This window comes from Henriciella mobilis, assembly GCF_003576315.1.
Lineage (GTDB): Bacteria > Pseudomonadota > Alphaproteobacteria > Caulobacterales > Hyphomonadaceae > Henriciella > Henriciella mobilis.
The window spans coordinates 319,903-340,721 of record NZ_QWFZ01000020.1; the positions used below are offsets into that span (position 1 = coordinate 319,903).

Below are 20,819 nucleotides of genomic sequence, written 5' to 3' on the forward strand. Positions count from 1 at the left end.
ATGTGATCAGCTTTCTGCGGGCGCGCTTCCCGGCCCGGCATTGCGTTTCGGTTTCAGGTAAGCACGCCCCGGCACACGCAGGTCGACGCGGGTAATCTCGCGGTCGGTCAGCTCCGCGCGGGCATCCAGGGCGGCAAGTTCAGCGGCGGCCCGGTCGATCTTCGCGTCGGCCGGCAGCTGGATGGTCAGCCCGCTGCGCAGCTTCACATCCCAGCGGCGCGCGGAGACGCGCTGGGCATAGGAAACCTCAGGGACAATGTCCTGGTTGCGCGACAGCGCCCGCAGCAGGGCCTGCACACCATCCGGCGCCTCCGCCCCCGACAGGCGCAGCAGTGAAGGGTGATCCTTCGGGTCGAGCCCTTCGACCGTCCGGCCGAGACTGTCGACCACTTTCCAGGCCTCGCCATTGTGCCACAGCGCCACCGGTTCGGCGGGCGAGGCGTGGATCAGGATCTGGTTCGGCCACAGGCGATAGACCCGCGCATTGGTCACCTGGCCCGTCTCAACGACACGCCGGCGGATGGCATGGGGGTCGGCCCGGAACATGTTCTCGCCAGGCTCGATCTCCGACATGCGCTTGACCATGCCCTGCAGTGTCGGATGGCCTTCCAGCCCAACAACCTTCACGTCCTCAACGGCAAAGCCGGTCGCGCCCGCCATGCCGTCCAGCGCGGCATCGACGCGGTCCCCGACCTTGGCGAGCGACCCGCCGATCAGCGCGGCGCCGGCCACGATCACGGCCAGCACCATGACCAGGCCGAACACGACCGATGACGCATCTACGCGCTCATAGTCCGGCTCAGGCGGTGGCGGCGGCTGCTTGCGCCCGCGCGCGGCGGCCTTCTGCGGCTGTTTCCTGCCCTTTACCTGCGGCATGAAGCATCCTCGATCATCCAGCTGACGAGATCCTCGAACGGCATGCCGGTATAGGCCGCCTGCTCCGGGACCAGGGAGGTCGGTGTCATGCCTGGCTGGGTATTTGTTTCCAGTATCACGAGCCGGTCCTTGTCTTCGTCAAATCGAAAATCGGACCGCGTCACGCCTCGGCACCCGAGCGCCTGATGCGCCTTCAGAGCTGCTTCCAGAGCCTTTTGCGTTATGTGCTCAGGAACCTCCGCCGGCACGACATGGCGCGATCCACCTGCTGCGTATTTTGCATCAAAATCGTAAAACTCCCTTAACGTTGTGATCTCGGTGACAGCCAGTGGCTTGTCGCCCAGAACCGCTACGGTGAGCTCGCGTCCGGGGATGTATTCCTCGGCCATGAGGTTGTCGCCGTACTTCCAATCGTCCGACAGCACGAATTGCGACGGGCCATTGTTCTGCTCGCGCACGAAGACCACGCCAAAGCTCGATCCTTCATTGACCGGCTTGATGACATAGGGCGGCTTCAGCGGGTGGGCGCGCGCAGCTTCTTCGCGGGTGACGGCCACGTCCTGCGCGACGTCCAGCCCGGCCTGCTGGTAGACCGCCTTGGACTTGCGCTTGTCCATCGCGATGGCAGACGCGGTCACGCCGGAATGGCTGTAGGGTATGTCGAGGATCTCGAAGAGCCCCTGCACGCAGCCATCCTCGCCCCAGGGGCCGTGCAGGCCGTTCAGGATGACGTCCGGGGCGGCCTCGGCGATCTGTCGGGCAAGGTCGCGCGTGGCATCGATACCGACAGCGTCATAACCGGCAGCCTTCGCCGCCCGCAGCATCTGGGTGCCCGAAGAGACGGACACCTCCCGCTCCGAAGACCAGCCCCCGTAAACCACTGCGACGCGCTTCATGCCATCCTCCGATTGTGTCAGCCGGGCCGGGCGGGCCCGGCGCCGAGACAATCATGGTGGCGGCGAGAAATTAAGGCAGTGCTACACTGCGTGCATCGGGCGCTGCGGAATTTTCCACGCGCCGGCCTGGGCCGACGGCGCCTATTCGGACTCTTCGGCGTCCCCTGAAAGCCGGTCGAACATGGTTTCCACGAGGTCGACATATATGCCGGTCAGCTCGTTGATGTTCTGCTGTGTCACACCGCCATTCAGGATGACGTAATAGTTGATCATCCAGTTCTCATCGTCGAAGGACGCTGTCTTGACCGCGGCAAACATCTCGTTCGTGCTGGCAAGGAAAGCGGCCTTGTCTGTGACGTTGCCAGGGTAATTCTGGATGGAAATGAGACGCAGGCCATGGCACTGCTGGTCCATCTCATCGCAGGCAACCCCCGACAGGTAGATGGTATAACCGTCAATCGTGCCGCCCCAGATCGGCTCCTCGCCGTCCGAGCTGAGCTTTTGCGCATCGCTCGAGCCGTTTTCGGTGAAGGCGGTCTGGACCACGTCATCGCTCAGATATTCAACGATGGTTTCCTGTGCGTGGGCTGACAGCGATAGCGCAAGCAGTCCAGCGGCGGTTAGAAGTGATTTCATGGGTCGGGCCTCCATTACCGATTCGCGAAGTCTAGAAGTGCAGGCGCCGAGCGTCCAGACGCCAGCCAGCAGCGGCGCCCGGCAGCATCCGCACCATCAGGCCTTGCGCGCGCAGGCTTGCCTTGAAATGGTCACACTACATTACGGTTTGGTAAGTTGAACCATCCGCCGGATTCTTGTCGTTACACTTGTAACGGGCCTCGGGTCACAGAAGAGGCTTCGCAAGAAGGAAACGTCGGAATGTATATTAAAACCGCCCTCCTGGCGGGCACCCTTGCCTGCGCCCAGCATTTCACCGCCCTGCCCGCCGCGCATGCCGATAGCGCGGAGCTGGACACGCATGTTTTTCGCCCCGGTGATTTCGACCAGTATTCACCGAGAACAGCGTTCGACATGGTCAGCCGGATCCCCGGCTTTTCGATCCGCGAGGACAATTCCGGAGACCGTGGGCTGGGTCAGGCCGAAGGCAATGTCCTGATCAATGGACGGCGGATCTCCGGCAAGTCCGTCACCACCCGCGAAGCCCTTGAGCGTATTCCTGCTACAAATGTAGAGCAAATTTCCGTCGTCGACGGCGCGACGCTGGACGTGCCGGGCCTCTCCGGCCAGGTCGCGAATGTCACCGCCCGGGTGAGCGGCGTGTCGGGCACCTGGGACTGGTCATTCCGCTTCCGCGAAAACCTGCCGCCCGCCTATGACAGGTTCACGGTCTCGGTGACCGGCCGGCAGGACGCCTTGACCTGGACGCTCGGCCTCACTGGCGACCCGATCCGCGGCGCAGCGAAGGGCAGCGAAAATGTCTTCGACGCCGATGGCGAGATCTTCGAATTCCGCAAGCTGGACGTCGCCAATCTTGGCCACCGGCCGGGCGTCTCCGGATCGCTGGAATGGACCCCGGCGAGCGGCCATGTCGCCAACCTCAATGCCGAGTACAATCTCTATGAATTCGACGGGCGCGAGTTTTCCCTTCGCTTTCCGCTGGATGGCCGGCCTGACAGCAAGCGCTTCTTCCGCAATTCGGAGGATGAGTGGAACTCGGAGATTGGCGGCGACTATGAGTTCCCGCTCGGCCCGGGAAAGCTGAAGACGATCGCGCTCTGGCGCTTCGAGCACAGCCCCTATCTGAACAGCGTGCGTACCACGCAGGCGGGCGAAACGCTAAGCGAGCACACCATCTTCAAACAGACCATCGATGAAGGCGAATCGATCCTGCGCGGCGAATATGGCTGGCAGCCCGCAGAAGGGCGCGACTGGCAGGTCTCGGCCGAAGGCGCGTTCAACTTCCTCGAAGCCGACGCCCTGCTCCGGCGCCTTGATGATGCCGGAGACCTTGTCGTCGTGCCGCTCGACAATGCCAGTGCGCGGGTCGAGGAGACGCGCGCCGAAATCAACCTGACGCATGGCCGCCGGCTGTCCCCGGACATTTCGGTGCAGGCCTCGCTCGGCATGGAGTATTCCGAGCTCTCGCAGTCGGGCGATGCCGCCCAGACGCGCGAATTCACGCGGCCGAAGGGGTTTGTATCGCTCGCCTGGGGCGCCACTGAGACGCTGACCGTCAACGCCCGGCTGGCGCGCGAAGTCGGCCAGCTCGATTTCGGCGACTTCATCTCCTCGGTGAACCTCAATGCGGGCAATGGCAGCCAGGGCAATCCCGACATCGTGCCGCAGCAGAGCTGGCTCGGCGAGATCGAACTGGAAAAGGATTATGGCGAAGCGGGCGCTCACACGCTGACCTTCGCTGTCGAGTCGATCGAGGACATCGTCGACCGGGTTCCCTTCGGCCCGGACAGCGAAGGCCCCGGCAATCTCGACAAGGCGACGCGCTATTCCGTTTCGGCGAACGGGACGTTCAAGCTGGACCCGGTCGGCTTTCGCGGCGCGCAGCTCGATTACGATGTCGAGGCCGGCTATTCCGAAATCGACGATCCGCTGACGGGCGAGACGCGCCGCATCAGTGACGATGTCGTTATCGGCGGGCTGATCGAGTTTCGCCACGATATTCCGGGCACTGATCTCGCCTGGGGCTTTGGTACCGAACGCTATGACCGCGCCCCCTTTGTCCGGCTCGACCAGGAAAGCCTCTGGGAAGTGCGCCCCGCCTTTGCCTGGGCCTTCGTCCAGCACAAGGACATCTTCGGCATGACCGGCACGTTCACCTACGGCAACATGCTCGACACCGATGAGCAGTTTACCCGGAAGGTCTATGATGGGCGGCGCACGAACGGGCTCTTGTTCCGCGAGGACCGGACCTGGAATCTCGGCCCGATCATCACGATTGGCCTGGAGGGCAGCTTCTAGACTGCAATCAGACTGAATTTGTACCGGAAATGGACTGGAATCGTACGGAAATTATACCGTCTGCAGACGGCCGATCCGGCGGATTTCCCAGCGCAGGTCGACCCCCGTCACATCCAGCACACGCGCCCGCACAAGCTCGCCCAGCGCCTCGATATCGGCGGCCGTCGCATCGCCTGCATTGATCAGGAAATTGCAATGTTTTTCGCTGACTAGCGCCCCACCGACCCGCAATCCGCGGCACCCTGCCTGGTCGATGAGCTTCCAGCTGGAGCGCTGGTCTGGCGTGCCGGGCGGGTCGGGATTGGCAAAGGTCGATCCCCCAGTGCGCTCCTTGATGGGCTGCGTCTCCGCCCGGCGTTTCTGGTGCTCTGCAATCTCTTTTTCCAACACCTCCGGGTCCCCCGCACCCGAGCCGGTCAGCAGGATTCCCGTGACGATGATATCGTCCGGGAAGTTGGTGTGGCGGTAGGAGAATTCGACTTTGGGATCGCCGTATTGTGCAATATCTGCTTCGAAACGCACGCGCTCGCCCGAGCGGGTAATGCCCTCGATCTGATTGGCGACATCCTTCAGCTCACGGCCATAGCAGCCGGCATTCGTACGGACCGCGCCGCCAATCGTTCCCGGAATTCCGGAGAAGAAAGACAGGCCCGCAAGTCCGGCTTTCGCCGCTGCCTTTGCGACTGAAAGATCGAGCGCACCGGCCCTTGCAAACAGCGAATTCGGCCCGGCCGGCTCCACCTTCCCCCAGTACCCGCCCATGAGCCGGATGGTGACCCCCTCGATCCCGCCATCGCGGACGATCATGTTCGAGCCGACCCCCATGAAGGTAACCGGTACCTCTTCCGGCAGGGCCTTCAGGAAGTCCGCCAGATCGTCTTCATCGGCCGGAATGAACAGCACATCCGCCGGCCCGCCAACACGAAACCAGGTGTAGGGCGCAAGCGGCTGATCATGCAGCAGCTTGCCCCTCGCAGGCGGGAGATTGCCTCGCCAGTCGCCCAATTCAGCCACCCAGCTTCCCGGCCAAAGCATTGGCATGATTGGTAATATCGCCCGCGCCAAGGCAGACGATCATGTCGCCGGGCTGCGCGATGTCGCGGATGATGTCGGGCAGCGTGTCCAGCGTCTCCAAGGCGCGCACATCCTTGTGGCCGTGGGCGCGGATACTGGAAACGAGCTCGGTATGCGAGGCCCCATCGATCGGGTCTTCACCGGCCGCATAGACAGGCGCAATGAGGGCGATATCCGCCTCGCGGAAGCAGGTCGAGAAGTCGGCAAAGAGGTCATGCAGCCGCGAATAACGGTGCGGCTGGGCCACGGCGATAACGCGGTTTGCACCCTGCATCGCCCGCGCCGCCTTGAGTACGGCGGATATCTCGACCGGGTGGTGGCCATAATCATCAATGATGCGGATGCGCCCATCTTCCCCGGCGCCCGCCGGTGTCCATTCCCCGGCGGGCGTAAACCGCCGCTTCACACCGCCAAAATTCGCAAAGCTCTGCTTGATCTGCGCCTCGCTGGCGCCAAGCTCCAGGGCGACCGTGATCGACGCCAGTGCGTTGGAAACATTGTGGTCGCCCGCCATCGGCAGGCGCACGCCTTCCATCACCATGTCCGGCCGTCCAAGCCGCCCGCGCACCATGACGTCGAAGGTCACCCCATCCGGATCCGAGGCAAGGTTGACCGCCCGCACATCGGCCTGACGGTTGAAGCCATAGGTGATGATCCGCCGGTCCGAGACCCGACTCACCATGGCGGCCACTTCCGGATGGTCGGTACAAAGCACGCCGAAACCATAGAAGGGAATGTTGCCGACATAGGTGTCGAAGGCTTTGCGCAGCGCCTCCATGGAGCCGTAATGCTCCATGTGTTCAGGGTCCATGTTCGTGACGATGGCGATGGTGGCGCGCAGCTTTGTGAACGTGCCGTCGCTTTCATCGGCTTCGAGCACGATCCAGTCACCCGTGCCCGCCTTGGCGTTGGAGCCGTAGGCATTGATGATCCCACCATTGATCACGGTCGGGTCGATTCCCGCGCCATCCAGCAGCGCAGCAACCATCGTGGTCGTGGTCGTCTTGCCATGCGTGCCGGCGACGGCCACGGTCCACTTCATGCGGATGATTTCGGCCAGCATGTCAGCGCGTCGCACGACGGGGATGCCCTGCGCACGCGCCGCCTCGACCTCAGGGTTCCCGCCCTTGATGGCCGACGAGATGATGACCGCCCCGGCCCCGGCAACATTCTCAGCCGCGTGCCCGATATGCACTGTCGCGCCCTTCTCGCGAAGCCGCTCGACATTGGCCGAGTCCTTCACGTCGGAGCCTTGCACCTTGTAGCCGAGGTTCATCATGATCTCGGCAATGCCGGACATGCCGATGCCGCCGATCCCGACAAGGTGTGCCGGGCCGATATCGAAGGGAGAAGGTTTGAGCGTCATGGAAGCGGGCTCTTCAAAGGGCATGGGGAATGTTTCCTTGGCGTAGCGTGCGCTGGCACATCTAGGCAAGCACCCGGATGCGCAGCATGACGGCAGCGAGGCAATTTCAGGGCATTCGGGCTTGCGCAGGCCGCATTGCCGGGCAAACTGGTGCCATGACGATGCACCTTGCCCAGATGAATGTCGGACGGCTCATAGCGCCGACCGGCGATCCGCGCGTCAAACCCTTCATGGATGCGCTCGAACTCATCAACGGCATCGGAAGGCGGATGCCGGGCTTTGTCTGGATGCTGGACGGGCTGAATGATCCTGGCCACGACCCCAACGCGCCCGCTTTTCCAGACGACCCCCTGCTCGTACCGAACCTCTCGGTCTGGGAAGACGCCGCCAGCCTCGAACGCTTCGTCTGGGGCACGGTGCACAGGAAGTTCTGGGACCGCCGACATGAGTGGTTCGAAGTGCTCGACGAGATGTACCTCGTCATGTGGTGGGTAAACGAGGGGCACAAGCCGACGCTGGAAGAGGCCAAGGCGAAGCTGGCCAAGCTGCGGGCTGACGGGGATAGCGACGAGGCGTTTGGCTGGGACTGGCTAAAAGCTGCCGTTTAGCGCCGCGCGGCCTGCTCTGCGAGATCAGCCAGATCGCGCGCTGCTGTTACTGTTCCGGTCACACGGGCAAGGCTCGCCCGGTTCTTGAGGTCGATCTCATCCTGCAGGCGCACGGTGATCAGCTCGCCGAGGAGGTTGGGATAGAGATTGTCCTCGACAATCATGTCCGCTGCACCCGCGTCGACCAGGGCTTCGGCATTGGCTTCCTGGTGATTGTCCATGGCGATCTTCAGCGGGATCAGGATGGACGGGCGGCCGACCGCTGCAATTTCGCTGACGGTACCGGCGCCGGACCGCGCGATAACCATATGCGCTGCCGCCAGCTGTTCCGGCATGTCAGAAAAGAAGGATTTGAGCTCATGGTCGAGGCCGGCCTTCTCATAGATGGCCCGAACCGCATCCATCTGCTCTTCACGCACCTGCTGAACGACCTTGAGACGGGCGCGCAGCGTCGCGGGTGTATGGTTCGCGATGGCCAGCGGGATGATGTCGCCAAGGATCTTCGCGCCCTGGCTGCCACCTGTGATGAAGACGGTCAGCTCACCATCCATCGGCGGGAACGGCACCTCCCGTTTGGCCGCAATGGGGGCACGGACGGGATTGCCGACCGGATGGTGCACAGCGCCGCCCGGTAGCCGGTCGAGCCGTTCGAAACCGGACGCGACAATGGCCGCCTTGCCCGAGAATCGGCGATTGACCCGGCCGAGAACCGCGTTCTGCTCGTGGATCAGGATCGGGACTTTGAGCCGGCTGGCCGCGCTCAGGGCCGGAAAGGCCGGATAGCCACCAAAGCCCGCGACAAGCGCCGGCTTCAGGCGCTTCATCGTGCGCGCTGCTGAATTGATGCCACCCCGGATTTTCAGTGCAGCGCCCGGCAGCGTCCAGGGCTTGCGCAGATTCGGGCTGGCCGCACGGACCTCCTCCTTCCAGTCTGCCGGGAAGGTTTCAGCATAGCGCAGGCCCCGCGCATCGCTCATCAGGCCGACGTGCCAGCCGCGCGACCGCATCTCTTCGGCAAAGGCCGCAGCCGGGAACATATGCCCGCCTGTCCCGCCAGCACCAATGATAACAAGGGGTTTGCCGCTATCGGTCTCAGCCATGCTCTCTCCAGGCAGCTGCACTCTGGCGGCGGATTAGCGCCAGAGCGAGGCCCAGAGTCAACGCGATTCCAAGCATTGATGAGCCTCCGTAGGAAATGAAGGGCAAGGTCATGCCCTTCGGTGGAATAAGGCTCACATTGACGGCGATATTGATGGCAGCCTGAAGGCCGAAAAGTGCAAAGAGTCCGGCAGCGGCCGCCCTTGGAAAGGGGTCGCGCACACGCGACGCCGCGCGCAGGCCGCGCCAGCAGATGAAAGTGATAAGACCGATCAGCGCGATCGCTGCGACATAGCCGAATTCCTCGCCGAGGACAGCGAATATGAAATCGGTGTGGGCGTCCGGGAGATGGGTTTTGACCGTCCCCTCGCCCGGACCGACACCCAGCAGACCGCCGCGCGCAATCGCCTCGGACGCCTTGTCGATCTGGTAGGTGTCATATTCGCTCGGATTGACGAAGCTGTTCACCCGGTAGCGCACATGCGGCAGCAGGGCATAAAGCGTCAGTGACAATGCAACCCCGCCACCAAAGAAGATAGATGCCCACTTCCAGGGCAGGCCCGACACAAAGAAGGTCACAATAAACGCTGCTGTCAGCAGCGCAGACTGGCCGACGTCCGGCTGCAGCAGCAAAAGGCCCAGGGTAACGACATAGAAGACCAGCGCGACCACGGCCCAGGGCCCGCCGGGAAAGAGCTGGCGCTGCGCCAGCAGCCAGCCGGACAGAACGATCAGGGCCGGCTTTGCAAATTCCGAAGGCTGCAGCGTGAAGCCGCCAATCTCGATCCACCGGTGCGCGCCCTTCGCTTCATGACCGATAATCAGGATCGCGGTCAGCATCACGAAAGAGCCGCAGAATACGACAGCCGAGATACGCCGCGCCCAGACCGCGTCGAGCATGCTGGCGGCAACCAGTCCGACAGCCGCGGCGACCGCGAAGACGCTGTGACGCTTGACGAAATAGAAGGCATCGTCGAGGCCAAGCCGCTCAGCTGCGGGCGGACCTGCAGCCAGCGACAGCATCAGCCCAAGCCCCAGCAGCGACAGGGCGGCAATCATGATCTGCCAATCGACGCTGCGGCGCCATTCAGTAAGATGAGACTCGTCGGAGCGCGGCAGGATCAGCGTATCGCCGAACTGGACGCTCATGCTGATTCCTTCACGCTGACGAGCGCATTGCCACCAAGGTCCTGAACGATATGGCGGAAGGCCTCGCCGCGCGCTTCGAAGTCCTTGAACTGGTCGAAACTCGAACAGGCTGGCGAGAGCAGGATGATCGGACTGTCCTCGCCGGATGCCTTGGCATCCTGATAGGCGTGCGACACCGCCTCATCGAGCGTACCAGAGATCTCATAGGCCGCCTTGCCCTGAAGCGTTCGCGAGAACGCGTCGGCAGCATCGCCGATAAGATAAGCCTTCGTAACCCGGTTGAAGAGCGGGGAAAGCGGGCCGATGCCTTCGGCTTTCGGCACACCGCCGGCAATCCAGTAAACCTTCGGATAGGCCCGTAGCGCCTGTTCGGCCGCCTGGGCGTTGGTCGCCTTGGAATCGTTGACGAAGCGCACGCCCTCAATTTCACCGACTTGCTCCATGCGATGAGCCAGTCCGGGGAACGAGCGGATGGCGTCGAAGATGCGGCCCGGTTCGAGACCAAGTGACCGGCAAGCGGCGTAGGCCGCCGCGGCGTTCTGGAAATTGTGCCGCCCCGGCAGGGTCGGCGCTTCGCTGAGGTCACCAACGCGAACGGCGTTGCCAAGCAGGCTGTCATAGAGCTTGCCATCGACCGCGCTAATACCGCGGCCAAGGGCAAACTCAGACGAAACCTGACTGACGCGAACCCCGCCGCGCGTGGCAAGGTCCATGGCAATGGTCTGGGTGATCGTGTCATCGACGGCAATCACGGCGGTATCGCCCGGCTGCTGGTTCAGGAAGATGCGGCGCTTGGCATCGATATAGCCTTTCATACCGCCATGGCGGTCGAGATGGTCAGGCGAGATATTGAGCAGCACCGCCACATCGCAGTGCAGGCTCTTTACAAGGTCGAGCTGGTAGGAGGACAGCTCCAGCACATAGACGGCATTGGCGTGCAGCGGCGCCATGTCGAGCACGCCGGTCCCGATATTGCCACCGACGCGGGCATCCATCCCGCATTCCTTGAGGATGTGTCCGATGAGCGCCGTGGTGGTCGATTTGCCGTTGGTACCGGTGATCCCGACCACTTTCGGGCGGGCCCGTTCCGGCAGCGATTGCACAGCACGGGCGAAGAGTTCCATGTCGCCCACGACCGGCACATTGGTCATCTGGGCCAGGCGAACCAGCCGGTGCGGCTGCGGGAAACGGTAGGGAATGCCCGGCGACAGCACCAGGGCTGCGAAACTTTGCCAGTCCCGCTTGTTCAGGTCCGATAGCGGGATCCCGGCCGCCTCTGCCCGCGCACGGGTCTCTTCATTGTCATCCCAGGCATGCACACGTGCCTTGCCGGCTCTGAGCGCCTTGGCGGCGGCCAGACCGGTGCGGCCCAGTCCGAAGACTGCCACATCACGTCCTGCATACTCGGTAATCGGGATCATCTGGCCTGCCTCACCTCAGCTTCAGTGTTGCAAGGCCCGCGAGGGCGAACAGGACGGACAGGATCCAGAAGCGGACAACCACACGGGTTTCCGGCCAGTTCTGCTTCTGGAAATGATGATGCAGCGGTGCCATCAGGAAGATACGCTTGCCAGTGCCGGTCAGCTTGCGAGTGATCTTGAACCAGGACACCTGCATCATCACCGAAAGCGCCTCAATGACGAAGAGGCCGCCAATGATGGCAAGGGCAAATTCGTGTTTCACCGCGACAGCGACCACGCCAATGAGGCCGCCAAGACCAAGCGAGCCGGTGTCGCCCATGAAGACCTTTGCCGGATAGGCATTGTACCACAGGAACCCCATGCCAGCGCCGATCATGGCGCCGAGCAGGACGCCCATTTCACCCGCGCCGGGCGTGAACTGGATGCCGAGATAGTCAGCGAAAACAAAGTTGCCGGTCAGGTAGGCGATCAGAGCGTAGGAGGCGGCGGCAAACATCATCGGCACGATGGCGAGCCCGTCGAGACCATCGGTAAAGTTCACGGCATTGGCTGCGCCGACAATCACGATCATTGCGAAGACAATGAACAGCCCGCCCAGCGGCACGAAATAATCGTTCACGAACGGCACGGCGACACCACCCGAAAAGCTCTGGTCGTTCGGCTCGACGGAGGTTTCCGGCGCCAGTGAGGCAATCGCCTGCGCCAGGTCGTTCAGCGGTCCCCACTCAGCATGGCCGAGCGGCGTATGAGCGCCGTGAATCCCCATGATGAAAGCGCCTGCGAGCGCCGCGACAAGGAACTCGATCAGCAGGCGCACCTTCGCCGACACCCCCGCATCCGTCTGCTTGGTGACTTTCGCATAATCGTCGAAAAACCCGAGAAACGCATAGGACAGACTGACGAAAAGGACCGTCCAGATATACGGATTACCGAGGTCGGCCCAGAGAAGCGTACCGACGAGAATGCCGATCCAGATGAGGAAACCGCCCATGGTTGGCGTTCCGCGCTTGGACAGCTGGGCTTCCAGAGAGAGGTCACGAATCGGCTGGCCCTTGCCCTGGCGTGCGCGAAGCTGGTTGATGATCCAGTCGCCCGTCAGAACAGAAAAAAGAAACGCCGTGACGACCGCACCACCGGTCCGGAACGTCGTATAGTTGAACAGGCGGAAAAGCCCGTCATCGGCTGCTAGCAGCTCATACAGCATTCGCACCCCCTGCGGCCCGTTCTGGGCCACCATCCATCACCTGCCCGCCTGCGGCGCTCCATTGGCGCAGTCTTTCAGCGAGCCGGCCCATCCCGGATGCATTCGAGCCTTTGATCAAGAGGAGATCGCCGTTCGTTAAGGAGATTTTAACAAGCGAATCCAGCTCATTTGCCTTGACCGCCCAATGGGTCTCGATTCTCCCTTCAAGCGAATCTGCAAGCGGCCTCATCCCCTCTCCCGCGAGAAACGCAACAGTGGCGCCGGAGGCGAGGATCGGCTCGGCGAGCGAGCGATGCTCAGCTTCTGAAGTCGCGCCGACTTCGAGCATTTCCCCTAGCGCAACGACATGCCTTGCACCCTTGCGGGCTGCAAAGCTTGATAGCGCTGCGCGCATGGAGGCGGGGTTCGCATTGTACGCATCGTCCACGAGAATCACCTCGCCGCCGTCGGGCAGTGCAAGCGTCTCAGCTGTTCCGCGTCCGGGCGGCGGGGCATAGCCTGAAAGGTCGAGGGCGGCCTGATAGAGGTCGATCGAACTGTTGAGCCTAGCCGCGAGCAGCGCGCAGGCGACATTGTCGGCCCAGTGCTCGCCTACCGCATGGATTTCTACGTCGAGCTTGCAGGTCAGCGTATCGAGCGCGATGTGGCTCATGCCGCCAGCGGTCGAATAGGCTTCCACCCAGGACCAGCCGTCGCGATTCTCTATCCAGTCCAGCTTCGCGCCATCTCCATCCTGGCCGAACACGGCGATGGCAGCGTCCGGCTTCAGCCCGCGGACGTGATCGACAAGACTGGGAAGCATCGCATCGCGCGCCGGCAGCACGACGACGCCATCCGGCTCAATGAGGCCTGCAGCGATATCAGACTTTTCGCGTGCCACCCCTTCAATGGAACCGACGCCCTCCAGATGAGCCGGCGCAATCTTCGTGATGACGGCCACGTGCGGCTTCACCATGTGCGAGCGAGGGGCGATCTCACCCGGCGTGGACATGCCGATCTCGAACACAGCGAATTCCGTCTCGGCCGGCATGCGCGCCAGCGTCAGTGGGACACCCCAGTGATTGTTGAAACTCTTGACCGACCAGTGCGCCTTGCCCTGTCCGCGATGAATCCGAGCGATCATCTCCTTGACAGACGTCTTGCCAACGGAACCGGTGACGGCGATACGCACAGCGTTTTCGGCGCGCTCGCGTGCGAACACGCCCATGGCGACAAGCGCCGTCAGCACGTCATCGACAATGACCAGCGGGCCGTCGACGCCCTCGAGCGGGCGGCTGACAAGGGCTGCGCTTGCCCCCGCCTCGAATGCATTGGAAACGAAATCGTGGCCGTCGCGCACATCGGTCAGCGCGACGAACAGGTCACCCGGCTCGAGCGTGCGCGTATCGATAGAAACGCCTGTCACCTCAAACGGTGCGGTGACCTTGCCACCCGTTGCGGCAGCGATCTCATCGGAGGACCAGAGCGGGCGTGTCATGCGTTGACGCCCTCCAGCGCGGCCTTTGCAGCCTCCTGATCGGAAAACGGAATGACGGTCGAGCCGATGATCTGCCCGGTCTCGTGGCCTTTGCCAGCGATCAGCAGCGTGTCGCCCTTGCTGAGTTCGGCGACAGCCTTGCGGATCGCTTGACCGCGATCGCCAATCTCGACACCGTTCGGAACCGCTTCCAGGATCGCCTTGCGGATGGAAGCCGGGTCTTCAGAACGCGGATTGTCATCGGTGACGATCACGACATCTGCATGCTTTGCTGCAATCTCACCCATGAGCGGGCGCTTCTTGCGATCGCGGTCGCCGCCGCAGCCGAATATCACGACCAGCTTGCCGGCGGTGTGTGGGCGCGCCGCTCGGATCAGAACATCAAGGCCGTCCGGCGTGTGCGCATAGTCAACGAAGACACCCGCGCCATCCTTGGTCTCGCCAACAAACTCCAGGCGCCCCTTGACCGGCTCCAGTTGCGCCATGCCCTTGCAAACGTCAGCCACAGACGCGCCAAGGGACAGCGCAAGGCCGGCTGCCGTCAGTGCGTTCAGCGCCTGGAACTCACCGATCAGCGGCAGCTCGACCTCGAAGGATTCGCCGCGCCATTTCAGGAACAGCTTCTGCCCGGTCGCGCGCGGCATCAGTTCCTCGATCTTCAGGTCGTCACCGCGCCAGCCGACCGAGACCGGGCGCAACCCGGCCGCCTTTGCCGCCGCCTCGAAGGCGCCGCGCTCCGGGCTGTCGGCATTGACCACTGCCGGCGATCCGGGCGGTGTAAGCTCGGAGAAGAGCCGCAGCTTCGCCTCGCGGTACTCCTCCATCGTGTTGTGATAGTCGAGGTGGTCCTGCGTCAGGTTCGTGAAGGCGCAGGCCGCCAGCTTGACCGCGTCGAGACGGTACTGAACCAGGCCGTGGGAAGACGCCTCCATGGCGCAATGCGTTACCCCCTGATCGGCGAGCGTGGCGAGCGTTTCATGGATCGCGACAGGGTCCGGCGTCGTATGCCCAAGATCGATCCGGCCCGACGGACCGATCGCACCAAGCGTGCCCATTGAAGCTGAAGTGAGGCCCGACGCTGCCCAGATCTGGCGCAGGAAATCGACAGTCGAACTTTTCCCATTCGTTCCCGTCACAGCAACGACCGTTTCCGGCTGGCGTCCATAGAACGCGGCCGACGCTTCAGCCAGAGCCAGGCGCGGTTCGTCCACATCGATCGCGACGGCATCGCCCAGCGCCGGCAGATCCTTGCCAATCACGGCAATCGCACCATTCGCAATCGCTTGCGGAACATAGTCCCGCCCATCGGCGGCGACACCCTGCAAGGCGGCAAAGATGAAGCCGGGCTTTACCTTCCGGCTATCCGCAGACAGGCCGGTCACCTCGATGGCGGGCAGGTCGCGCCCAGGAAACAGATCAGTTAGATTCATAGCGAACTCCTTCTCTCAGAGACGGAGCGAACCATCGGGCCTTCGACCGGATCCAGCTGCTCGAATTTAGGCTCGACACCCAGCATGGGCGCAATGCGTTCGATCACCCGGCCAGCCGTCGGCGCCGCATTCCATGCTGCTGTGCGTCCGCGACTCGCTCCTTCTTTGGGGTCATCGAGCACGATCAATACGACATAATCAGGGCTGTCTGCCGGAAAGATGGCAGCGAAGGAGGCCATGTTGGCCTCGTCGGAATAACCGCCCGCAACGGGCTTTTCCGCGGTGCCAGTCTTACCGGCCACCCGGTAGCCCGCCACTTCGGCATGTTCGCCCGTGCCGCTGAGGACAGCATCGCGCAGCATCGCGGTCACGAGAGCTGCTGTCGGCGCGGATATCACGCGGCGTGTGCGCCGGCGTTTGCCATCCATGATAATGGTCGGCTCGACCAGCTCCCCGCCATTCGCGAAGATCGAAAAGGCGCTGGCAAAAGCGATGGGCGACACGGCAATACCGTGGCCATAGCTGATGGTCGCAGCATGGATCTCATCGAATTGCTGCGGCAGGATCGGCGCCGCACTGCCTGCCAGCTCGATCGGCGAGCGCTCGAAAAGACCGAGATTGGCGAGCATTTCCTGCTGTCGGCGCGCACCAAGCATCACGGCAATCTTCACGGTGCCGATGTTCGAGCTTTCGGCCACGATCTTCGTTGGCGTCGCATGACCACCGATTGGGTGCGTGTCGTCGATCATGCGCCCGGCAATGACGAGCGGCTCACGAACATCGAACTGGTCGCTCGGCCGGATTGCGCCAGTATCGAGTCCGGCGGCGACTGTCAGCGGCTTGAAGACTGACCCGAGTTCAAACACGGCGCCGGAGGCCCGGTTAAGCCGCGCCGGATCGTCCATGGAAAGCTCGTGTGCACGGTTCGGATCAATCGGCGGCCAGCTGGCCAGTGCAAGCACTTCACCGTTGCGCGCATTGAGGACAACGCCTGCGCCGCCCTCAATATCATACTCCCCGGCAGCAGCCGAAAGCTCCGCCTCGAGCGCGAACTGGACGTTGGAGTCGATGGTCAGCTTGAGAGGGTCGCCACCATTGGCAAGATCGCCATCGCGCGCATATTCCACACCGGCCAGGCCCTGCCCGTCCGTGCCGGCATAGCCGAGAACATGCCCGGCAAGCGTCCCGCGCGGATAGGCCCGGCGGCTTTCCTCGCGGAAGCCGAGCCCCTCCAGACCAAGCTCATACACCGCCTGGCGCTGGCGCGGCGTCAGGCCGCGACGTACCCAGACGAAGGCCCGGTCCCGATTACCGAGATCAGCCGTCAGCTCATCGACATCGAGATCCGGAAAAACTTTGGCGAGGCCAGTGGCAACATCGGCCGGATCCCAGATCGCGCGAGGATCGGCGAACAGCGAATAGACCGCAACGGATGTCGCCAGAAGCTCCCCGTCCCGGTCGACAATGTCTGCACGCTGGACGGGCTGCTCGAATGCACGGGCAACGCCCGCCTCGCCCTCCGGGCCGTTGATGGCAACCATGCCCGCCTTCACGGCTATAATTCCGAAGACAAGACACAGGGACATGGACACCAGCTTGGTGCGCAGTGAAGCCCCCTCAGCCGGACTGGAACGCACGACATCACTCATCGCCCGCCTCCCCGTCCGTCTTTTCGGCGGGCCCGATGACTCGGTCGAGATCGTCAGCGCGCACGAACTGCTCTGCGCGGGCTGGGACCATGCCAAGCTCGTTGCGGGCGAATTCCTCGATCCACTCCTGGCGTGACAGGTGGCTCAGCTCACCGAGCAATACCTTGCGCTCCTCAATGGCGTCAGCGATTTCGGCTTCAACAGCCGCTATCTCTTCGGCGCTTTCGCGCGCGCCGTATTTTGCCCGGTACAGGCTGAAAATCAGCAACCCGATAACGGCCAGACCAATCAGGAATGCGCGCCGGCTCATGAGGAAGCCTCCACCAGCTCAAGCGACGGCAAATCGACACCCGTGCTTACCGGCCTCGCCATGGCAGGCGCATCGGTCCGGACAGCGACCCTCAGCCTCGATGAGCGCGCCCGGGGATTGACCTCCAGCTCGGCGTCTGACGGCTCGATGGCCTTTTTCGACGGCATGTCGAAGCTTGGCTGCGCTGCGTCTTCCTTTTCAGGCAAATGACGCGAGCCGCCGCCCTGAAGGCCGGAACGTTCGCGCATGAAGAGTTTCACCATCCTGTCCTCCAGCGAATGGAAGGTCACAATGACGAGCCGTCCGCCTTCGTTCAGAAGCAATTCCGACGCTTCAAGCGCCCGTGCGAGCTCGCCAAGTTCGTCATTCACGAACATCCTGATCGCTTGGAAGCTCCTTGTGGCCGGATGAGTGCGAGCCCCGCGCCGGCCGCCGAGAACCTCTTCGATCAGGTCGGCAAGATCGAGGGTTGTGGTGAAGGGAGCCTTAAGGCGGCGCTGCACAATCGCACGCGCGATGCGCCGCGACTGCTTTTCCTCGCCCAGACGGAAGAAGATGGTTGCGAGATCATGCTCATCCATCTGGTTGACGACGTCAGCCGCGCTTGGTCCGGACCGGCCCATACGCATGTCGAGCGGCCCGTCGCGCATGAAGGAAAAGCCGCGATGCGCCTGGTCGAGCTGGAAGGAGGACACGCCAAGATCGAGCGTGATGGCATCAACGGTTTCGAACCCTGCTTCGTTGACCAGCGAGCGCATATCGCCGAACCGGCCAAGGACAGGAATGAGACGATCTTCCGCCTCAGCCGCGGCGGAGGCACGCTCAATGGCGTCGAGATCGCGGTCGATACCGATCACGCGGCACTTGGCGGCGGCCAGCAGCGCGCGAGCATATCCCCCGCCGCCATAGGTCCCATCGACCAGCACTTCGCCAGCCTTGGGCGCCATGGCAGCGACAACTTCATCCAGAAGAACCGGCTTGTGCCCCATCACTCGCCCCCTGCATTGCCGAGCCCGGGCAGCCCACCCGCAGCCATCGCCTGCTGGAACGGCTCAGCCATTGCGTCCTGATTGTCGCGCGCCGTTTCGGCCATCTGCGCGTCAAATTCAGCGAAGCGGGACGGTTCCCAGATGTGAAAACGATCAAACGAACCGGCAAAGACCAGTTGCTTCTCTATACCGGCCGCCTTCAGCAGTGCCGGCGGGATGGTGATACGGCCGGTATCATCCATTTTCAGATCCGCAGACCGGGTAAAGATGGTGTGCATGAAAGCGCGCCGGTTGGGATCGTTTGGTGCCATGCGCGCAAGGGTCTGGCGGTAGAGGGACATCAGCTCGTCACCGCCGCCCTCAAGACAGCCGGACCCGTCAATGGCAGGCCACAGGAACACGCGGTTTCCGCCCGACAGGGCCGCGCGGAAGGGGGCGGGCACGGAAACCCGGCCCTTTGCATCGAGCGATGTTTCGTAGGTGGAAACAAACACCAACCGATTCCCTTGTGCCCCATTGCCCCACTTCTTGGGACAATCTCATCATGATTTGGGATAGCATGGGCTTACTTGGGAACCAATGGGCAAGCCTGACGATTCGCTTGCTCCACAAGAGATCAGAAAAAGAACATATTGCGAAAATATCGGAACGCACGCCGCAAACATTGGCGACTTGGCGCGTTAACCTTCTGAAAACTCTTGATTTACAGAGTGTTAAGGAAGCGAAAGAAAAGCACAGATTTTTTTGCAGGCGAAACGATACGCTGCGTGGCCGCCCATCAGCTTGCCCAGGCAATTGGCAAGGATGAAGAAATTGACGGCTTCTCAGGACTTTCAGTGGTAAGGGCTCGCCGACATGCAAGTTCGCGCCGTCATATTTGCCATCGGCCTGATGATTGCCCTGCTGGGCATTGCGATGATTCCGTCCGCGCTGCTCGACATCGCTGACGGGTCGGAAGACTGGCACATCTTCCTGATATCGTCGGCCATCAGCATCCTTATCGGCTCTGGTCTGGCTGTCCTGTCCGGCGGGGCGCCGCCATCGACCACGACCCGAGAAGCTTTCCTGCTGACAACCCTCATCTGGATTGTCCTGCCCGTCATCGCGACCTTCCCGTTCATGAGTTATGGCATGTCCTTCACCGATGCGATGTTCGAAGCCGTGTCCGGTCTGACCACGACCGGGGCGACCGTGATGACGGGCCTCGACACGACCGCCCGTGGAATCCTGCTCTGGCGCGCCATCCTCCAGTGGATCGGCGGCATCGGCATTATCGTGACGGCCATTGCCATCCTGCCCATGCTCCGCGTCGGGGGCATGCAGCTGTTCCAGATCGAAAGCTCCGACGTGTCCGGAAAGGTTCTGCCGCGCATCACGGAAATCACCGCGCAGACTGGCATTGTCTATGTGATCATTTCGATCGCCTGCGCGCTCAGCTACGCGGCATGTGGCATGTCCGCCTTCGACGCCATCGCGCATTCCATGACAACCATGTCCGCGGGTGGCTACTCCACCCATGATGCGTCCTTCGCCCATTTCTCCGACACCCCGGCCGCTTATGCCGCAACAGTCTTCATGTTCATTGCCGGCCTGCCCTTCAGCTTGCTGACACTGCTGATCCTGCATGGCCGGTGGCGCCCCATGCTGAGCGACCCCCAGCCCCGCCTCTATGCCTTCCTGGCCCTGAGCTTCGCGACGGCCATCGTCGTTTGGCATGAGGCAGTCGTCGATCCGCCGATCTTCGACCATATCTTCCACGGCTTTCGGCAAGCCCTTTTCAACATCATCTCGATCATGACCGGGACAGGTTATGCCTCGGCGCCCTACGACACCTGGGGAGAGCCGGCGGTCGTAGTCTTCCTGATCGCAACCTTTCTTGGCGGGTGCGCGGGCTCAGCAGCGTGCGGGATCAAGATGTTCCGGCTGGAAATCAGCTTCAAGGCTGTGCTCGCCTATGCCGCCCAGATCGTCCGCCCAAACCGGGTGGTCCGTATCCGCTATGCCGGGCGCACCATTCCGTCAGATACGCTGCAATCGGTGATGGTGTTCGTCTTTCTCTACATGGCGACCTTCGTTGTTGCCGCGATCCTGATCTCTATGACGGGCGAAGACCTTCTGACGTCGATCTCGGCATCGGCGACATCGGTGTCCAATGTCGGCCCAGGCCTCGGGCCCAAGATCGGCCCATCCGGCACGTTCCAGCCGCTTTCCGACATGGCAAAATGGGTCTGCCTGACCGCGATGCTGCTCGGCCGGCTTGAATTCGTCGCCGTTTTCACCCTGCTGACCGCGCGCTTCTGGCGCGGCTGAACAGAGTTGGCTGCAGAAAAGCTTGCGC

At 62.6% G+C, this 20,819-nt stretch carries 19 protein-coding genes; 4 read left to right on the forward strand and 15 right to left on the reverse strand.

The features are described 5' to 3' along the window. Window positions 1-6: 6 nt before the first annotated feature. From D1227_RS12415 to D1227_RS12425, 3 genes are all read right to left on the reverse strand, one after another. Window positions 7-876 (reverse strand): cell division protein FtsQ/DivIB, encoded by an 870-nt coding sequence (locus D1227_RS12415; RefSeq protein ID WP_119404904.1) that lies wholly within the window; start codon window positions 874-876, stop codon window positions 7-9. Next, the gene (locus D1227_RS12420; RefSeq protein ID WP_119404905.1) at window positions 864-1,772 is read right to left on the reverse strand and encodes a D-alanine--D-alanine ligase; all 909 of its coding nucleotides are present in this window, start codon (window positions 1,770-1,772) and stop codon (window positions 864-866) included. The genes D1227_RS12415 and D1227_RS12420 overlap by 13 nt, the downstream gene beginning before the upstream one ends. 141 nt (window positions 1,773-1,913) lie before the next feature. Then, the gene (locus D1227_RS12425; protein WP_158586643.1) at window positions 1,914-2,408 is read right to left on the reverse strand and encodes a YbjN domain-containing protein; all 495 of its coding nucleotides are present in this window, start codon (window positions 2,406-2,408) and stop codon (window positions 1,914-1,916) included. 240 nt (window positions 2,409-2,648) lie between these two features. On the opposite strand from D1227_RS12425, the gene D1227_RS12430 reads away from it, so the two are divergent. Beyond that, a complete protein-coding gene (locus D1227_RS12430) occupies window positions 2,649-4,706 on the forward strand; it encodes a TonB-dependent receptor plug domain-containing protein (RefSeq protein WP_119404907.1) in 2,058 nt (685 codons plus the stop codon). A gap of 51 nt (window positions 4,707-4,757) precedes the next feature. Here the strand turns inward: D1227_RS12430 and murB are convergent, their stop codons facing one another. After that, on the reverse strand, window positions 4,758-5,711 hold the full coding sequence (gene murB, locus D1227_RS12435) for a UDP-N-acetylmuramate dehydrogenase (protein ID WP_411710418.1): 954 nt from the start codon (window positions 5,709-5,711) through the stop codon (window positions 4,758-4,760). A gap of 1 nt (window position 5,712) precedes the next feature. Next, on the reverse strand, window positions 5,713-7,146 hold the full coding sequence (gene murC / locus D1227_RS12440; protein ID WP_199288322.1) for a UDP-N-acetylmuramate--L-alanine ligase: 1,434 nt from the start codon (window positions 7,144-7,146) through the stop codon (window positions 5,713-5,715). A gap of 155 nt (window positions 7,147-7,301) precedes the next feature. On the opposite strand from murC, the gene D1227_RS12445 reads away from it, so the two are divergent. After that, window positions 7,302-7,754: a DUF3291 domain-containing protein gene (locus tag D1227_RS12445; RefSeq protein WP_119404910.1), complete on the forward strand. Its 453-nt coding sequence runs from the start codon at window positions 7,302-7,304 to the stop codon at window positions 7,752-7,754. On the opposite strand, the gene D1227_RS12450 is transcribed toward D1227_RS12445, so the two are convergent. From D1227_RS12450 to D1227_RS12495, 10 genes are read right to left on the reverse strand one after another with little or no spacing between them, the layout of a single operon-like run. Next, window positions 7,751-8,854 (reverse strand): UDP-N-acetylglucosamine--N-acetylmuramyl-(pentapeptide) pyrophosphoryl-undecaprenol N-acetylglucosamine transferase, encoded by a 1,104-nt coding sequence (locus tag D1227_RS12450; protein WP_119404911.1) that lies wholly within the window; start codon window positions 8,852-8,854, stop codon window positions 7,751-7,753. The genes D1227_RS12445 and D1227_RS12450 overlap by 4 nt on opposite strands. Continuing rightward, the gene (locus D1227_RS12455; protein WP_119374725.1) at window positions 8,847-10,001 is read right to left on the reverse strand and encodes an FtsW/RodA/SpoVE family cell cycle protein; all 1,155 of its coding nucleotides are present in this window, start codon (window positions 9,999-10,001) and stop codon (window positions 8,847-8,849) included. The genes D1227_RS12450 and D1227_RS12455 overlap by 8 nt, the downstream gene beginning before the upstream one ends. Next, the gene (murD, locus tag D1227_RS12460; protein WP_119404912.1) at window positions 9,998-11,422 is read right to left on the reverse strand and encodes a UDP-N-acetylmuramoyl-L-alanine--D-glutamate ligase; all 1,425 of its coding nucleotides are present in this window, start codon (window positions 11,420-11,422) and stop codon (window positions 9,998-10,000) included. Before murD ends, D1227_RS12455 begins: the two co-directional genes overlap by 4 nt. A 10-nt stretch (window positions 11,423-11,432) precedes the next feature. Beyond that, the gene (mraY, locus tag D1227_RS12465; RefSeq protein ID WP_119374723.1) at window positions 11,433-12,626 is read right to left on the reverse strand and encodes a phospho-N-acetylmuramoyl-pentapeptide-transferase; all 1,194 of its coding nucleotides are present in this window, start codon (window positions 12,624-12,626) and stop codon (window positions 11,433-11,435) included. Beyond that, the gene (locus tag D1227_RS12470; protein ID WP_119404913.1) at window positions 12,616-14,103 is read right to left on the reverse strand and encodes a UDP-N-acetylmuramoyl-tripeptide--D-alanyl-D-alanine ligase; all 1,488 of its coding nucleotides are present in this window, start codon (window positions 14,101-14,103) and stop codon (window positions 12,616-12,618) included. The genes mraY and D1227_RS12470 overlap by 11 nt, the downstream gene beginning before the upstream one ends. Next, window positions 14,100-15,533: a UDP-N-acetylmuramoyl-L-alanyl-D-glutamate--2,6-diaminopimelate ligase gene (locus D1227_RS12475; RefSeq protein WP_119404914.1), complete on the reverse strand. Its 1,434-nt coding sequence runs from the start codon at window positions 15,531-15,533 to the stop codon at window positions 14,100-14,102. Before D1227_RS12475 ends, D1227_RS12470 begins: the two co-directional genes overlap by 4 nt. Then, on the reverse strand, window positions 15,530-17,182 hold the full coding sequence (locus tag D1227_RS12480; protein WP_119404915.1) for a peptidoglycan D,D-transpeptidase FtsI family protein: 1,653 nt from the start codon (window positions 17,180-17,182) through the stop codon (window positions 15,530-15,532). Before D1227_RS12480 ends, D1227_RS12475 begins: the two co-directional genes overlap by 4 nt. Beyond that, window positions 17,175-17,492, reverse strand: coding sequence for a cell division protein FtsL (gene ftsL / locus D1227_RS12485; RefSeq protein WP_119374719.1), 318 nt, complete (start codon window positions 17,490-17,492; stop codon window positions 17,175-17,177). The genes D1227_RS12480 and ftsL overlap by 8 nt, the downstream gene beginning before the upstream one ends. Beyond that, on the reverse strand, window positions 17,489-18,481 hold the full coding sequence (gene rsmH / locus D1227_RS12490) for a 16S rRNA (cytosine(1402)-N(4))-methyltransferase RsmH (protein WP_119404916.1): 993 nt from the start codon (window positions 18,479-18,481) through the stop codon (window positions 17,489-17,491). Before rsmH ends, ftsL begins: the two co-directional genes overlap by 4 nt. Further along, the gene (locus D1227_RS12495; protein WP_158586644.1) at window positions 18,481-18,975 is read right to left on the reverse strand and encodes a division/cell wall cluster transcriptional repressor MraZ; all 495 of its coding nucleotides are present in this window, start codon (window positions 18,973-18,975) and stop codon (window positions 18,481-18,483) included. The genes rsmH and D1227_RS12495 overlap by 1 nt, the downstream gene beginning before the upstream one ends. Before the next feature lie 50 nt (window positions 18,976-19,025). Here D1227_RS12495 and D1227_RS19800 point away from each other — a divergent pair, with 50 nt between their 5' ends. Then, on the forward strand, window positions 19,026-19,289 hold the full coding sequence (locus D1227_RS19800) for a hypothetical protein (RefSeq protein WP_147373302.1): 264 nt from the start codon (window positions 19,026-19,028) through the stop codon (window positions 19,287-19,289). A 47-nt stretch (window positions 19,290-19,336) separates the two neighbouring features. After that, on the forward strand, window positions 19,337-20,791 hold the full coding sequence (locus tag D1227_RS12500; protein WP_233349752.1) for a TrkH family potassium uptake protein: 1,455 nt from the start codon (window positions 19,337-19,339) through the stop codon (window positions 20,789-20,791). Window positions 20,792-20,819: the final 28 nt, after the last annotated feature.

Coding starts and splice junctions, on each gene's coding strand:
- D1227_RS12445 (WP_119404910.1), top strand. CDS start 7,302: ATGACGATGCACCTTGCCCAGATGAATGTCGGACGGCTCATAGCGCCG.
- rsmH (WP_119404916.1), bottom strand. CDS start 18,481: ATGGGGCACAAGCCGGTTCTTCTGGATGAAGTTGTCGCTGCCATGGCG.
- D1227_RS12425 (WP_158586643.1), bottom strand. CDS start 2,408: ATGAAATCACTTCTAACCGCCGCTGGACTGCTTGCGCTATCGCTGTCA.
- D1227_RS12455 (WP_119374725.1), bottom strand. CDS start 10,001: ATGAGCGTCCAGTTCGGCGATACGCTGATCCTGCCGCGCTCCGACGAG.
- D1227_RS12475 (WP_119404914.1), bottom strand. CDS start 15,533: ATGAATCTAACTGATCTGTTTCCTGGGCGCGACCTGCCCGCCATCGAG.
- D1227_RS12450 (WP_119404911.1), bottom strand. CDS start 8,854: ATGGCTGAGACCGATAGCGGCAAACCCCTTGTTATCATTGGTGCTGGC.
- D1227_RS12480 (WP_119404915.1), bottom strand. CDS start 17,182: ATGAGTGATGTCGTGCGTTCCAGTCCGGCTGAGGGGGCTTCACTGCGC.
- D1227_RS12420 (WP_119404905.1), bottom strand. CDS start 1,772: ATGAAGCGCGTCGCAGTGGTTTACGGGGGCTGGTCTTCGGAGCGGGAG.
- ftsL (WP_119374719.1), bottom strand. CDS start 17,492: ATGAGCCGGCGCGCATTCCTGATTGGTCTGGCCGTTATCGGGTTGCTG.
- D1227_RS12430 (WP_119404907.1), top strand. CDS start 2,649: ATGTATATTAAAACCGCCCTCCTGGCGGGCACCCTTGCCTGCGCCCAG.
- mraY (WP_119374723.1), bottom strand. CDS start 12,626: ATGCTGTATGAGCTGCTAGCAGCCGATGACGGGCTTTTCCGCCTGTTC.
- D1227_RS12470 (WP_119404913.1), bottom strand. CDS start 14,103: ATGACACGCCCGCTCTGGTCCTCCGATGAGATCGCTGCCGCAACGGGT.
- murC (WP_199288322.1), bottom strand. CDS start 7,146: ATGACGCTCAAACCTTCTCCCTTCGATATCGGCCCGGCACACCTTGTC.
- D1227_RS12500 (WP_233349752.1), top strand. CDS start 19,337: ATGCAAGTTCGCGCCGTCATATTTGCCATCGGCCTGATGATTGCCCTG.
- D1227_RS19800 (WP_147373302.1), top strand. CDS start 19,026: ATGATTTGGGATAGCATGGGCTTACTTGGGAACCAATGGGCAAGCCTG.
- murD (WP_119404912.1), bottom strand. CDS start 11,422: ATGATCCCGATTACCGAGTATGCAGGACGTGATGTGGCAGTCTTCGGA.
- D1227_RS12415 (WP_119404904.1), bottom strand. CDS start 876: ATGCCGCAGGTAAAGGGCAGGAAACAGCCGCAGAAGGCCGCCGCGCGC.